Below are 13302 nucleotides of genomic sequence, written 5' to 3'. Positions count from 1 at the left end.
CGTTCTGTTCTTCGTGGGGCGTCTGTTCTTTGTGGGGCTAGGCTCAGCGAGTGACCGCCACGGGGGCATTCAGCTCGGCACGTTTTGCGAGCAGCTCGAACACGCCGGGGTAGGCGGGGCGTTCCAAGTAGCGTCCTGCGCCGCGTTCGGCATGGAGTTCACCGTCCCGCCATGTCCACTTGCCCTGGCTGATGGTATGGCGGGCAATGCCGCGCACCGTTTTGCCCTCGAAGATGTTGAAGTCGACGTTCTGATGGTGGGTTTTAGCGGAAATGGTGCGGGTGCCGTTAGGGTCCCACACCACGATGTCAGCATCGGAGCCCACTTGGATCGCCCCCTTGCGCGGGTAGAGGTTGAAGATTTTGGCGGTATTGGTAGAGGTGACTGCGACGAACTCCTGGGGCGAGAGCTTGCCGGTATTCACGCCTTCGTCCCACAGCACGGCCAAGCGGTCTTCCACGCCGGCGGTGCCGTTGGGGATTTTGGTGAAGTCATCTTTCCCTGCGGCCTTTTGCTCTTCGCAGAAGCAGCAGTGGTCGGTGGCGGTGGTTTGCAGGTTGCCGGATTGAAGGCCGTGCCAAAGCGCTTCCTGATGGCCTTTGGGTCGGAAGGGCGGGCTCATCACATGGGCGGCGGCAGTCGCCCAGTCCGGGTTTTGATAAACGCTATCGTCGATCACTAGATGGCCCGCTAAGCACTCGCCAAACACCGGATGGCCCTGCTGTCGGGCGTAGGCGATTTCGTCCACCGCGTCCTTGGTGGAAACGTGCACCAAATAAACCGGTGCACCCAGGGTGCTGGCAATACGAATCGCCCGGCTGGCGGCTTCGCCTTCCACCTGAGGCGGTCGAGAAAGCGGGTGCGCTTCTGGCCCGGTCATCCCCTGGGCGAGCAGCTTTTGCTGCATGTGGTAGACCAGCTCGCCGTTTTCCGCGTGTACGGTGGGAATCGCGCCCAGCTCCAGGCAGCGGGAAAAACTCTCCACCAGGATATCGTCAGTGGCCATGATCGCGCCCTTGTAGGCCATAAAGTGCTTGAAGCTGTTAACGCCGTGGTCCCGCACCAGCGTCCCCATCTCTTCTTTGACGCTCTCATCCCACCAGGTAATCGCCACGTGGAAAGCGAAGTCGGTGGCGGCTTTTTCGGCCCAACCTTGCCAGGTGTTAAACGCTTCCAGCAGCGACTGGCCGGGGCTGGGAATCACGAAGTCGATGATGGTCGTGGTACCCCCTGCCATGGCGGCGGCGGTGCCGGTGTAGAAATCTTCGCTGGCCACCGCTCCCATAAACGGCATCTGCATATGGGTGTGGGGGTCGATGCCGCCGGGCATCACCAATTGGTGGCTGGCATCGACGATCTCGCAGCCTTCCGGCACGTCTAAATCGGTGCCAATGGCGTGGATTTTTCCATCGACGCAGAGCACGTCAGCGCGGTAAGTGTCGGCGTGGGTGACGACGGTGCCGCCCTTGATCAATAAACTCATGGTTCACTCCTGGGGTAATTGACTGAGGGGCTTATTCGCCGTCGGTTAAACGGGTGTAGGTTTCCGGGCGGCGGTCACGGAAGAACTGCCAGTTGTTGCGTACCTCGCGCACCATGTCTAAATCGATCTCGTGTACCAGCAGCTCGTCTTCGGTTTCGCTGGCCTGGGCTTCGATTTTGCCGCGTGGGTTGACGATATAGCTGGAGCCGTAAAAATCGCCGATATTCCAAGGCGCTTCGCTGCCGACGCGGTTGATGGCAGCGATAAAGCAGCCGTTAGCGGCGGCCGAGGCGGGCTGTTCAAGCTCCCATAAATATTGGGATAGCCCGGCCACGGTGGCGGAGGGGTTGAAGATGACTTCGGCACCGTTAAGGGCCAGTGCTCGCCAGCCTTCGGGGAAGTGACGGTCGTAGCAGATATACACGCCGATCTTGCCGTAGGCGGTATCGAACACTGGCCAGTTGGATTGGCCCGGCTTAAAGAAGAATTTTTCCCAAAAGCCAGCCACTTGGGGAATGTGTGTCTTGTGGTATTTGCCTAGATAGCTACCGTCAGCGTCGAATACTGCCGCCGTGTTGTAGTAAACGCCGGTCTCGGTCTCTTCATAGATAGGGACGATGATCACCATGCGGTGCTCAGCCGCGAGCTTCTGCATCATCTGGCAGGTGGGGCCTTCCGGCACCCGCTCGGCAGCGGCGTACCATTTGCTGTCCTGGCTGGGGCAAAAGTAGGGCTGATTGAACACTTCCTGGAAGCACAGCACCTGCACGCCTTGTTCGGCGGCTTGCTTGATCAGCGGCAGATGCGCTTCGTTCATCGCGTCTCGAATGGCAGCGGGTTCTAAGTCGGTACTGGTTTTCAGGCCCATTTGAATCAGGCCGATTTTCATCTTCTGCATAAAAAGCCCTCTCGTGTCATACGCGCTCACCATTGGCTAGCGCATCACGGCAAGTTAAAACACTAATCGCTAATATTTATGAGTGTGATGACGGTCACTTGGCGTGTGATGACACCGGCGTTAAAGCCGAGTGTTTATTGTTATGTTGAAAGTTGTCATGTTTGACAGCTTTTTGAACATAGTCCTTTATGCCGTCTCTTTTCAAGGATTTTTTATCTACCGTTGAATGTGATATTAAGTTGTTGATTTTATATGTTTTTGTTTTTTAAAGAGCCTGTTTTTACTGATTTGGTGAATACGTGCACATGTTTGGTGATTTTTTTATATTTTTATAAATCAACAGTTTGTGAAGTTGATGTGGGGTTTTAAATGATTTTTTTTGTATCTTTTTGGTGCGTTATTTTTTTAACCAGCTAAGGTTTTTAGTGGTCTTACGTCGCGTTCAAAAACACAATAACAATTGAGGGTGCGGTGACTGCCTATCTGTCGATTAAGTCAGCTTTTTGTTCAATAAGTTATCCGTCATGCGGTGTTTTTAGGCATGTTTATTGCTGCAACGAAAGCTGAACCCGTGAATGCGATCGGCAATGTCGCTGCTGAGGAGAATAAAATGACAGGCTCAAGAACCCAGATGGTAGACAGAGAGGGGCTGATTGAACTCCATGTTGAGGACGACGTGCGTGAGAGTCCTCGTTTCAATGACGATATTGCACCTACCCAGGCAAGTGAGCGCACGTGGAGCAAGTGGAACATTGCAGCGCTGTGGGTAGGAATGTCGATTTGTGTACCCACCTATACGCTGGGCGGGGTGTTAACCGCTTATTTTGGCTTAAGCGTGGGAGAGGCGCTCTTTGCCATCTTGCTCGCCAACGTGATCGTACTGATTCCACTGACGCTGAATGCTTTTCCCGGTACTAAGTTCGGTATTCCTTTTCCGGTGGTATTGCGCTCATCCTTCGGTATTTTGGGCTCGAATGTGCCGTGCCTAGTACGTGCGCTGGTGGGCTGCGGCTGGTTCGGTATTCAAACCATGTTTGGCGGGTTGGCGATTCACTTGCTGTTGTCTGAGTTGATTCCCGCCTGGGCGGCACTTGGCGGCGTGGGGGAAGTGATTGGCTTCTTTGTTTTCGGGGCGATGAATCTCTACGTGGTAATTCGTGGGGCAGAATCGATTAAGTGGTTGGAAACACTAGCTGCGCCGTTACTGTTGGCGGTAGGCATTGGGCTGATGATGTGGGCGTGGCCGAATATGTCAATGACCGAGCTGCTGGCGCAGCCGCCGTCACGTCCTGAAGGCGCGTCGGTGTATGGCTACTTCTTTGCTGGCTTAACCGCCATGGTGGGGTTTTGGGCCACGCTGTCACTTAATATTCCTGATTTCAGTCGCTTTGCGAAAAGTCAAAAGGATCAAATTGCTGGCCAGATAATCGGTTTACCGCTGACGATGTTCTTCTTTGCCGCCCTCGGTGTGGTGTTAACCGCGGCGTCTGAGACGCTAGTGGGTCAAACCGTTGCTGACCCGGTGCGTTTGATCGGCTATATCGACAGTCCCTTCTGGGTAGTGATGGCAATGCTGTTAATCATTATTGCCACCATTTCGACCAATACTGCGTCGAATATTGTTTCTCCTACCAATGACTTCCAAAATATTGCCCCCAAGTTGATCAATCAGACCCGCGGCGTACTGATGACCGGTGCGGTGGGGGTACTATTGATGGGCTACGATCTTTTGCAAAAAGCGGGGGTAATTCCTCCCGGCGTATCACTTGAACAGATGTATTCGAACTGGCTGCTTGGCTACTCAAGCCTGCTTGGTCCTATCGCCGGCATTATGGCGGTCGATTATTTTTTGATTAAAAAGCAGCGCCTTGATATCCCTAGCCTGTATATGGATAACCAAGCCTACCCTGCGGTGAACATGGCTGGTTTTATCGCCTTTGGCGTGCCGGTGCTACTCACGTTGATCTCACTAGTAACGGGAACGATGAACTGGTTCTACGATTACGGCTGGTTCACCGGCTCGGCGCTGGGTGCGATTGTTTACTATGTGGCAAGCCAAGTGTTGGCTTCGTCTCCCCAGGCGGGACCCGCACCGATCATGGCCAGCGAGGCAACCAAGCCACGCTAAAAAATGTAACAAGCCACGCTAAAAAACGTAACAAGCAACGCTAGGAAAGTAAAAATGGCGTTACGGTTTAAGCCCGGCCTCATGCCGGGTTTTTCGTTAATTACTTTTGATTAAGCTCAGGAATGCATCCACCACTCGGTTGGCCCGGCGGTCGTGGCGGGTGATCAGCACAAAGGGAATACGGTAGTGCTGCGTGGCAATATGCAGGGCTCGCATCTTGCCCGCTGCCACCCACTGAGCGGCGACATGTTCTGGTAGAAAGCCTATAAAACGCCCGGTGAGGATCAAAAAGGCGGCACCTTCGCGATCTGATGCGGAAGCACGCAGGCTGAGCGCATCATGGGCTTGGCGTGCCTCAAAAGGCAGCGGATAACGCGGCGAAATAGCCGGGTAGGGGGCGATGTCAGAAAAAAGGAGCACTTCATCTCGTTCAGCAAACAGCGGATGCCCTACGGCGCAATAAAGATACGATGGCTCGTCGTATAGATGTCGGGTTTCTAAACTAGTGGGCAGGTTGACGGCGGGCACTACCCCAACATGCAGGTGACCATCCATCACACCTCGAATAACAGCGTCAGAGGGCTCCATGTGAATATGTAGCGTCACCTCATGCTCCGGCGCGCTAAGCTCGGCGAGCGCATTGGTAACGTGCATGGCGGGCAGCGTTACTAGATTATCGGTGATACCGATATTCAGCTCGCCCTTAATGGTTTGATGCAGGGCGTTAACATCGCTTTTAAACGTTTCCAGTGCGGTAAGCAGTGTTAAACCCGCCTGATAAATCTCTTTTCCCTCTTCGGTTAAGCTAAAGCCACCCCGGCCACGCTGGCAGAGGGAAAAGCCCAGCCGTCCTTCTAAATCATTCATATGTTGGCTAATCGCCGAGCGGCTAATACCAAGCGTTGTCTCTGCAGCGGTGAAGCCGCCACACTCAACGACCGTTTTAAAAATGCGGATTAAGCGTATTTCGTAGTCGCTCATTTGCCCTAGCGATGCCATAACACTCCTTGGTAAATAGACAATCAATAGGTAACGTCACGCTTTTTAACCAATCACCCGCGAGAAAAACTGATATACATCACAAATGCACCGCGTCAATATCGCATAAGTTATGTGTCCGCGAGCGTGGTGTGGCGTTTCTGGTTCCTTTTTTACACTGTATCAGGTGTCCTGGTAAGGCGCCTGAATAAGGCTTTTCTGCGATGTCTATCATTACGACTGATGTAAATAATGAAGCTTTAAAGGCAGGCAAAAGCTACCACCAACAGCGGTGGCAAGTAATAGCGCTTTACCTGCTGGCACTTATCATCACCATGTTGCTGTTTGGCTGGTTACTTCGTGAACAGTATAAGCAGGAAATCGAGTCTGCCGAGTCGCAGATTACAGCGCGTGCCAATGTCGTCACCGAGTGGGCAAAAGGCGTATTTGCGCAAAGTGGTCAGGCGCTATTTGGCCTTGATGAGCTAATAACCATGCAGGGGGTGTCCGATACTAGCAATTCTCAGGCCCTTCAGCAGGTATTAGAAAATCTTACTTTATATGTGCCTATGACGGATGAAATAGCCGTGCTGGGGCCTAATGGTCGAGTGTTGGCGAGAGGTAGCAATAACCATAATGCAGGGAGTGATATTAGCAATACGCGGTTTTTTAACGCTTTTAAGCAAGGTGGTCAGCAGGAAATAATTACTCCGCTACATTGGTCTGCCAGAGATCAAGCTTATTATTTGTACCATGGTAGGCGGTTAGATACCTCAAGTGGTGACTTTGCGGGTTTGGTTATCTCTAGCATTGTTCCAAGCATCTTTGCCGATGCATTACAACAAATGCACGTGTATGACGGCGAAAGCATTGCACTGGTCGATTCTGATTCGAAGTTAATTGCTAGACACCCTGCAAGTGATCGCTTTTCCATCGGCATGAAAGTTGAGAATTCTCAAGCGTTACAAGGAGTAGTGAGCGGAGAGTCTTTTTGGTCATTCAAAGCGCTATCGCCCATTGATGGACGTGAGCGACTGTTCCATATGCAGCGGGTAGGTGAATATCCCATGTTGGCGGTGGTGGGTATTGATCTACATGAATTGTTGTCGGGCTGGCGGCAGCGGGTGTTGATTTTATTACTGGTCATGGGGGTAATTACGCTGCTAGGTGCCTGGGGAGTGCGCCATTATCTCAACCGCTTAGCATTAGCCCATCAATTACAGCAGCGTATAGAAGAGCGTGAAGAAGCCCGTGCCGAAGCACAAGTGGCTGCTGCTGCGTTTCAAACGCATTTAGGGATTCTGATTACCGACGCACAAGGGTCAATTATCAAGGTGAATGACACCTTTAAGCGAATTACTGGCTACGATGAAGTCGATCTCATCGGTAAAAATCCGCGGATGTTTAGTTCGGGTTACCATAATGACGCATTTTATAGGCGCTTATGGAAGCGTATTGCCAAAACCGGTAATTGGGAGGGTGAGATTTGGAATAAGCGCAAAAATGGTGAGCTTTTTCCTGAGTGGTTAACCATTAGCGCCGTATACAGCCCAACGAGAGTGCTTACCCATTACGTCGCCACGATGAGCGATATTAGTGAGCGAAAAGCTGCTGAGCAGGAGATACATCAATTAGCCTTTTATGACCCGTTAACAGGACTCGCCAATCGTCGGCTATTTATGGATCGCATGGAAGCTGCGCTAAAAGAGCTACAGCGCCATCAGCGCTGCGGTGCGCTGTTATTTATCGATATAGATAACTTTAAGCAGATCAATGACACCTTGGGTCACTACAACGGCGACCAGTTACTGCAAGGTGTGGCGCGAAGGTTAGGCCAAATGCTGCGGGATACGGATACCTTAGCGCGTTTAGGTGGCGATGAGTTTGCGGTATTAATTGAAGGTGTTGATAGTAGTCCAGCACAAACTGCTCAGCTCGCCGAAGGCATTGCTCATAAATTATTAACGCAGCTTGGCAAGCCTATCATTCTAGCTGAGGAGAGCATTGAGGTTACTGGCTGTATCGGTATTACCATCCTGGCAGACAGTCTGCACAAGGTGGATGATTATTTGCAGCAAGTGGATATGGCGCTCTTTCAAGCAAAAAGTAATGGTCGCCATAGCGTGTGCTTTTTTGACCCTGAAATGCAAACGGCCCTGTTGGCTCATGTGAAGCTTGAAGCTGACTTGCGCCAAGCACTTGCAGATAAACAGTGGCAGCTCTATTACCAGCCTCAGGTAAACCATCTAGGAACGATAACAGGCGTAGAGGCACTACTGCGCTGGCAGCACCCCGAGCGCGGGATGGTGTCGCCAGGTGAATTTATTCCATTGCTAGAAAGTAATGGGCTGATCAACGATGTGGGTGAATGGGTATTGGAAGATGCCTGTTATCAGTTGGTTCGTTGGGCCAAGAGCCCTAGATTTAGTGGGTTAACGGTGTCGGTAAATATCAGCCCGATGCAGTTCCGTGATGAGAACTTTTTAAAGCGCGTCGAAGGCGTGTTTGCACGTACCCAAGCTCCTCTCAATCGCTTAAAGCTTGAAGTGACTGAATCACTGTTTGTGGAAGCGCGTGATGATGCTCGCGAAAAAATGCTGCACCTCAAGGCAAAAGGAGTGCGCTTTTCGCTCGATGACTTTGGCACTGGCTACTCATCGCTTGCTTATTTGGCTCAGCTGCCGCTGGATCAATTAAAAATTGATCAATCATTTGTACAGCAGGTGCTCGAAAGCCAGGCTAATGCGGCCATTGTGGAGAGTACGATTGCGTTGGCAGAGAGCCTTAACCTGGAAGTAATCGCCGAGGGCGTAGAAAGCGAAGCGCAGCAGGCGTGGCTTTTGGCACACGACTGCCATGCTTATCAAGGTTATCTATTTGGACATCCCGTCACGGCTGAGGCATTTGAAACATTGATGCTTAGCGATTAACACTCATTAGCATGCTAGGCCCATCATGCGTGCTTCAAGGTCAGTATGGGGAACATTTAATGTATCGGGCAAGATAATTTCCAGGCGAGAATCCTGCCGCCAAACACAGCTTTCAACGCTTAACGTACCCTCCATGCGATTAAGGCGTTTCCAGCCATGATTGGTATGGAACACGCCTTTAATGCGCGCTTCCCTGGGTAGCTCTGCTAAGTAGGCGGCCAGCTGATCCAGGTCGAATTGATCGCTCGGATGCCAGCGTAAACCCGTGCTGGTATAGCCGAGCGCCGTGCCGGTTTCGCGCTGTGGTTTGCCTGGCGGGGGAGGGAAGTCGAAAAATGAGCCTTTTAGGCTGGGTGCTGCGGCCAACTGTTGATGGTTGGTGGGTATGCTTATAGCGCCTGCGGCGGCATGATGGCCGCTCTGGATTAATAGTGAAATGGGCAGTTCGCCTTGAGGTGCTTCCTGCACCCATTTGCGTGGCGGCCAGCGCTGCGCCACAAAGTTGTTGGCAGCCGATAACTGCTCTGGCGTGCTTTGATCCAGCATGGTGAGCGCTACCGCATCGGCCATATCGAGCTGGTCACGAAAGGTGTCGTGCTGCCGAGCACGAGGGTCGTCAAGACGGCGTGGGTCGAGGGTGGCAATCACATCGCGCACCTCAGCGAACTTATCAAACGCCTCTCCGCGCAGAAGATCTAATAGGCCCGCCGGATGGCCCAGACCAGAGGGTTCGATAATGACCCGGTCGGGTTTGCTGCGTGCCAATAAATTAACCAGTGCCGCTTGCAGCACAAAGGCGAGCTGGCAGCATAGGCAGCCGCCGGGCAGGCCTTTGATGACCACGTCATCGCGAGCGTCAAACATGGCTTGGTCGATACCGATTTGACCAAACTCATTAACCAGGATGGCCCACTTTTCATCCACAGGCTTCTGCTCAATGAGGCTGTGGATAAGCGTGGTTTTGCCGCTGCCAAGAAAACCGGTAACGATATGCACCGGTACTTTTAGTTTTGCCGTTCCTGCTGATGCTGCCAACGACTAACCCCCTGTCATATTCATAAAACGTACCACCTGGACATCGCCATCAGTGGTGAAGTGGTGGCGCTCGGGTTTCAGTGGCAAAGCGTTAATGATGGCCTCTTTCAGCGCCTGCATATTGCCGGGGTGGCGGCGCAGCACGGCGCGCAAATCCACCGAGTGCTCGTTGCCTAAACAAAGCAGCAGGCGACCTTCCACGGTGACGCGCACGCGGTTGCAAGTATCGCAAAAGTTGTGGCTATGGGGGGAGATAAACCCAACGCGGCTGTCGCTGTCGGCCATTTTAAAGTAGCGCGATGGACCTGGGGTGGTTTCGGTCGTAGGCGTCAGCGGGTAGCGGGACTCAATCAGGGTCTGGACATCATCGCTGGAGTAGAAGGTTTCCGCCCGTGAGTGATCGGAGACATCGCCCAGCGGCATCTCTTCGATAAAACTAATATCGAGACCTTCCTGGCGGGCAAAGGTGACCAGGTCGATTACTTCGTCGTCGTTGCGGCCTTTTAAGATCACCGCGTTGAGCTTAATACGCTCAAAGCCAGCCTCTTTGGCAGCGTGAATGCCATCGATCACTTTGGCTAAATCGCCGGTGCGGGTTAGCTGCTTAAAGCGCTCGGCATCCAGTGAATCAAGACTGATATTCAACCGCCGTAAGCCGCTGGTGTAAAGCTGCTTGGCATGCTTGCGCAGGCTGGCACCGTTGGTAGTCATGGTGAAGTCTGTGAGGCCCGGCATTGCACCGATCTCATCAGCCAGTTGCTCTATGCCGCGGCGCACTAACGGCTCACCGCCGGTGAGGCGAATCTTCTCAACACCAAGCTCAGTGAAGGCGCGAGCGACCATGGCGATCTCTTCCAGCGTGAGTACCTGGGCGCGGGGCAGAAACGTCATCTCCTCGCTCATACAGTACACGCAGCGGAAATCGCAGCGATCGGTGACCGAAATACGCACGTAGCTAATGCGCCGACCAAAGTCGTCGATCAGTTGCTGGTCAGTCAGCGATTGAGACCGCTGTTGGTCAAGTGGTTGTGCGGATCGTTGCTCGCTCATCGCCATCCCGTTAGTGGTTGTATGCTGACTACCTCGCCTGGTTGAGCGCCGTCTTGGTCATCGGCAAGCTCAATCAAACAGTTAGCAGCCACCATCGAGGTTAAAATACCCGACCCCTGGGCGCCGGTGCTACGCACGTGTAACTGCCCTTGCTCATCAGTATGGTAGACGCCGCGAATAAAATCAGTGCGTTTGAAGCGGCTTTTTAAAGTGTTATCGGCAACCGCATTAAGGCGCTGGGGTGGTGCGACTGACTGCCCCTGAAGCCGATCCAGCAGCGGCGTAACAAACTGTAGAAAGGTTACCATGACCGCTACTGGATTGCCGGGCAAGCCAACAAACGGCGTGTGTGTTTCACCCAGCCAACCACACACCATTGGGCGCCCTGGGCGCAGCGCCACGCGCCAGAAGGCTAAACGGCCCAGTTGCTCCAAAGCAGCGCGGGTAAAGTCAGCTTGGCCCACCGATACGCCGCCGCTAGTGATCACCAAATCGCTCTTCTGGGCGGCCTGCTCAAGGGCCATTTTGGTCGCCACCAAGTCATCCGGCAGAATGCCCAGGTCAATCACCTCGGCGCCCTGTTCTGTGAGAAGACCTATCAGCGTAAAACGGTTGGCGTCGTAAATACCTGCCTGGGGTAGCGGCTCGCCAGGCGCAGTAACTTCATTGCCGGTGGAGAAGATCGCTACCTTCGGGCGTTGGTACACGTTTATTTCGGCATAGCCCAATGAGGCTAACAGCCCTAGTGATGCCGCATCCAGCCGTGCTCCTTCAGGCAGTGCTGTGTCGCCAATGGCAATATCTTCACCGGCTTGGCGAACATGTTGGCCGTGTTTGAGGAGCTCAGGAGACTCAATGATCACATGTGCAGGCTGCTCATCTAGCGGTTCGCGCAGTTGTTCACTCATCACCACTGTATCGGTGCCCGGCGGTAAGGGGGCACCGGTAGTGATGCGTACACAGTAACCGGCAGGCACCCGTTCGCGACGATACTGCCCGGCCAACACCTCACCGGCCAGTGGCCAATGGTTTTGCTTGGCTCCCACTCCTTCCCTGGGTAAGGCTAACGCCACGCCATCCATCGCCGCATTAGTGTTTTGCGGCACGTTAATCGGCGCCTGAACGGATGCCGTCAAGCGGCGGCCATGGGCTTGCGCCAAAGGGATCTGCTCACTGCCTAGTGGGTGCTTAATAAGAGTGGCAAGCGCCTGGCGCGCTTCGTCGACGCTGAGCATCTGTTCGCCTAGATCAAAGCAGGAGAGGGTCATTTCACCTCCTTGCTCGGAGTTCCCATTAGTACTTTTTCCAGGCTTAGCTTCTCCTCTTCCGTATTAAGGTTGGCAAAAGCCTCCGGGCAGTCCGACATATCGACTTTGCACCAGTCGTGACGGGCGTACCAGCGGTCAATTTTGCGCTCGCCCTCGCCAAGCGTTGCGGCCAAATCATCGGCGAGTGAGGTGCGTAATAACGCGACCACCGGGTGTAGCCGTTCACCGTCAAAGGCTACGGCGATATCATGCTCGCCATTATCTGAGGCAATACCTGCCACCATGCGCGCTACTAAATCGTCGGGTAGGGCGGGGGAATCGCAGGGGGCCACTAATAGCCAGGGGGTTTTTGCCGCGCGCAGGCCGCTATAGATGCCCATTAATGGCCCCTTAAAGCCACCTTCGGCACCGTCCATTGCGAGATCAGCAATCACACGGTCAGCAAAGAATTGGTAGGCGTCGGCATTGCGGTTGGCGTTAACCAGCAGCTCGGCTACTTGGCCTTCAAGGCGTTTCACTACATGAGCAACGAGTGGCAAACCTGCGAATGGCTCAAGCCCTTTGTCGCGGCCTCCCATTCGTCGCCCTTCGCCGCCGGCGAGAATCATGCCGGTGAGTTCTTGAGTGGGGATCATGAGCTTGCCTCTTTGGATGAACGGGCATGGGATGGGCGCGGCGGAATAGCGTCTAGCGTTAAACGGCTCTGGGTATTGATAGCCTGAAAATGGCGGCCCTTGGCGCGGGCGATCAACATCACCCCAAAGCGCTCGGCGAGCTCAACGCCTTTTTGCGTAACACCTGAGCGTGATACCAGCACGCTAATACCCATTTGTGCCACTTTTAACACCATCTCAGATGTCAGTCGCCCGGTAGTATAGAAAATATCCGCATTGGCACTGTCGGCTTGTTTAAGCCATTGGCGCCCAGCCAGCGTATCTACCGCATTGTGTCGCCCAACATCTTCAACAAAGTCGAGCACCTCGGTTTGGCGGCACAGCGCGCAGCCATGCACGGCACCCGCGCTGCGGTAAGTTTCATTATAGGCGTTAAGGTTTTGCAGCAGTTGATAGAGGGTGGATTGCGCTAGGTGGGTATTGGGCAGTGCGGTAAGCGCAGTTTGATCAAGCAGCTTACCAAATACCGTGCCTTGGCCGCAGCCGGTGGTCACTGTGCGCGTGCTTAAACGCGTTTCCAAATCTTCTGGTAAGTGGTGGGTCACCACCACGGCCGCTTCGACCGACCAGTCGACCTGCACCGCCTGTAAATCTTCCGCTGCACGCAGCAGCCCCTGGTTGCGTAGATAGCCAACGACCAAGGCTTCCGGGTCGTCGCCCAGTGTCATCAGCGTGACGATTTCACGTTTGTTGAGATAGACAGTCATTGCCCGTTCAGCGGCAATTGCCTGCTGGCGTGCATCGCCGTACTCATCAACGATGCTGATCTCGGTAGTGGCCGGTAAGCGAGCTCGGCTTAACTGAAGGGCGGGCATCTATGCTCCTCACAGAATACGACAGGGTTGACGATGATGGCGC

10 protein-coding genes are annotated in these 13302 nt (G+C 53.7%); 2 read left to right on the top strand and 8 right to left on the bottom strand.

What is annotated here, in order from left to right:
- Positions 1-43: 43 nt before the first annotated feature.
- Together hydA and ACQKE4_RS00555 are read right to left on the bottom strand one after the other, a co-directional pair.
- Complete coding sequence (hydA, locus tag ACQKE4_RS00560; RefSeq protein WP_188639852.1) at positions 44-1483, bottom strand: dihydropyrimidinase; 1440 nt, start codon at positions 1481-1483, stop codon at positions 44-46.
- A 31-nt stretch (positions 1484-1514) separates the two neighbouring features.
- Complete coding sequence (locus ACQKE4_RS00555; protein WP_285263647.1) at positions 1515-2381, bottom strand: nitrilase-related carbon-nitrogen hydrolase; 867 nt, start codon at positions 2379-2381, stop codon at positions 1515-1517.
- Positions 2382-2991: 610 nt separating this feature from the next.
- Here ACQKE4_RS00555 and ACQKE4_RS00550 point away from each other — a divergent pair.
- Positions 2992-4509, top strand: coding sequence for an NCS1 family nucleobase:cation symporter-1 (locus ACQKE4_RS00550; protein WP_427386435.1), 1518 nt, complete (start codon positions 2992-2994; stop codon positions 4507-4509).
- Positions 4510-4605: 96 nt separating this feature from the next.
- On the opposite strand, the gene ACQKE4_RS00545 is transcribed toward ACQKE4_RS00550, so the two are convergent.
- A complete protein-coding gene (locus ACQKE4_RS00545) occupies positions 4606-5508 on the bottom strand; it encodes a LysR family transcriptional regulator (protein WP_427386434.1) in 903 nt (300 codons plus the stop codon).
- Positions 5509-5711: 203 nt separating this feature from the next.
- Here ACQKE4_RS00545 and ACQKE4_RS00540 point away from each other — a divergent pair, with 203 nt between their 5' ends.
- Complete coding sequence (locus tag ACQKE4_RS00540; RefSeq protein WP_427386433.1) at positions 5712-8417, top strand: bifunctional diguanylate cyclase/phosphodiesterase; 2706 nt, start codon at positions 5712-5714, stop codon at positions 8415-8417.
- 6 nt (positions 8418-8423) lie between these two features.
- Here the strand turns inward: ACQKE4_RS00540 and ACQKE4_RS00535 are convergent, their stop codons facing one another.
- From ACQKE4_RS00535 to ACQKE4_RS00515, 5 genes are read right to left on the bottom strand one after another with little or no spacing between them, the layout of a single operon-like run.
- Complete coding sequence (locus tag ACQKE4_RS00535; protein ID WP_427386432.1) at positions 8424-9452, bottom strand: CobW family GTP-binding protein; 1029 nt, start codon at positions 9450-9452, stop codon at positions 8424-8426.
- 3 nt (positions 9453-9455) lie between these two features.
- A complete protein-coding gene (moaA, locus tag ACQKE4_RS00530; protein ID WP_427386431.1) occupies positions 9456-10502 on the bottom strand; it encodes a GTP 3',8-cyclase MoaA in 1047 nt (348 codons plus the stop codon).
- Positions 10499-11770: a molybdopterin molybdotransferase MoeA gene (moeA, locus tag ACQKE4_RS00525; RefSeq protein ID WP_427386430.1), complete on the bottom strand. Its 1272-nt coding sequence runs from the start codon at positions 11768-11770 to the stop codon at positions 10499-10501. The genes moaA and moeA overlap by 4 nt, the downstream gene beginning before the upstream one ends.
- On the bottom strand, positions 11767-12405 hold the full coding sequence (gene mobA / locus ACQKE4_RS00520; RefSeq protein ID WP_427386429.1) for a molybdenum cofactor guanylyltransferase MobA: 639 nt from the start codon (positions 12403-12405) through the stop codon (positions 11767-11769). The genes moeA and mobA overlap by 4 nt, the downstream gene beginning before the upstream one ends.
- Entirely contained in the window at positions 12402-13259 is an 858-nt protein-coding gene (locus ACQKE4_RS00515; protein ID WP_427386428.1) for a formate dehydrogenase accessory sulfurtransferase FdhD, read from the bottom strand. Before ACQKE4_RS00515 ends, mobA begins: the two co-directional genes overlap by 4 nt.
- Between the last annotated feature and the right edge of the window lie 43 nt (positions 13260-13302).

Origin of the sequence: Halomonas sp. NPDC076908, assembly GCF_050269715.1 — a bacterium.
Lineage (GTDB): Bacteria > Pseudomonadota > Gammaproteobacteria > Pseudomonadales > Halomonadaceae > Vreelandella.
The sequence above is the reverse complement of the archived record's forward strand: the minus strand, read 5'-3'. Positions and strand labels throughout refer to the sequence as shown.

Coding starts and splice junctions, on each gene's coding strand:
- hydA (WP_188639852.1), bottom strand. CDS start 1,483: ATGAGTTTATTGATCAAGGGCGGCACCGTCGTCACCCACGCCGACACT.
- ACQKE4_RS00555 (WP_285263647.1), bottom strand. CDS start 2,381: ATGCAGAAGATGAAAATCGGCCTGATTCAAATGGGCCTGAAAACCAGT.
- ACQKE4_RS00550 (WP_427386435.1), top strand. CDS start 2,992: ATGACAGGCTCAAGAACCCAGATGGTAGACAGAGAGGGGCTGATTGAA.
- ACQKE4_RS00545 (WP_427386434.1), bottom strand. CDS start 5,508: ATGGCATCGCTAGGGCAAATGAGCGACTACGAAATACGCTTAATCCGC.
- ACQKE4_RS00540 (WP_427386433.1), top strand. CDS start 5,712: ATGTCTATCATTACGACTGATGTAAATAATGAAGCTTTAAAGGCAGGC.
- moaA (WP_427386431.1), bottom strand. CDS start 10,502: ATGAGCGAGCAACGATCCGCACAACCACTTGACCAACAGCGGTCTCAA.
- moeA (WP_427386430.1), bottom strand. CDS start 11,770: ATGACCCTCTCCTGCTTTGATCTAGGCGAACAGATGCTCAGCGTCGAC.
- mobA (WP_427386429.1), bottom strand. CDS start 12,405: ATGATCCCCACTCAAGAACTCACCGGCATGATTCTCGCCGGCGGCGAA.
- ACQKE4_RS00515 (WP_427386428.1), bottom strand. CDS start 13,259: ATGCCCGCCCTTCAGTTAAGCCGAGCTCGCTTACCGGCCACTACCGAG.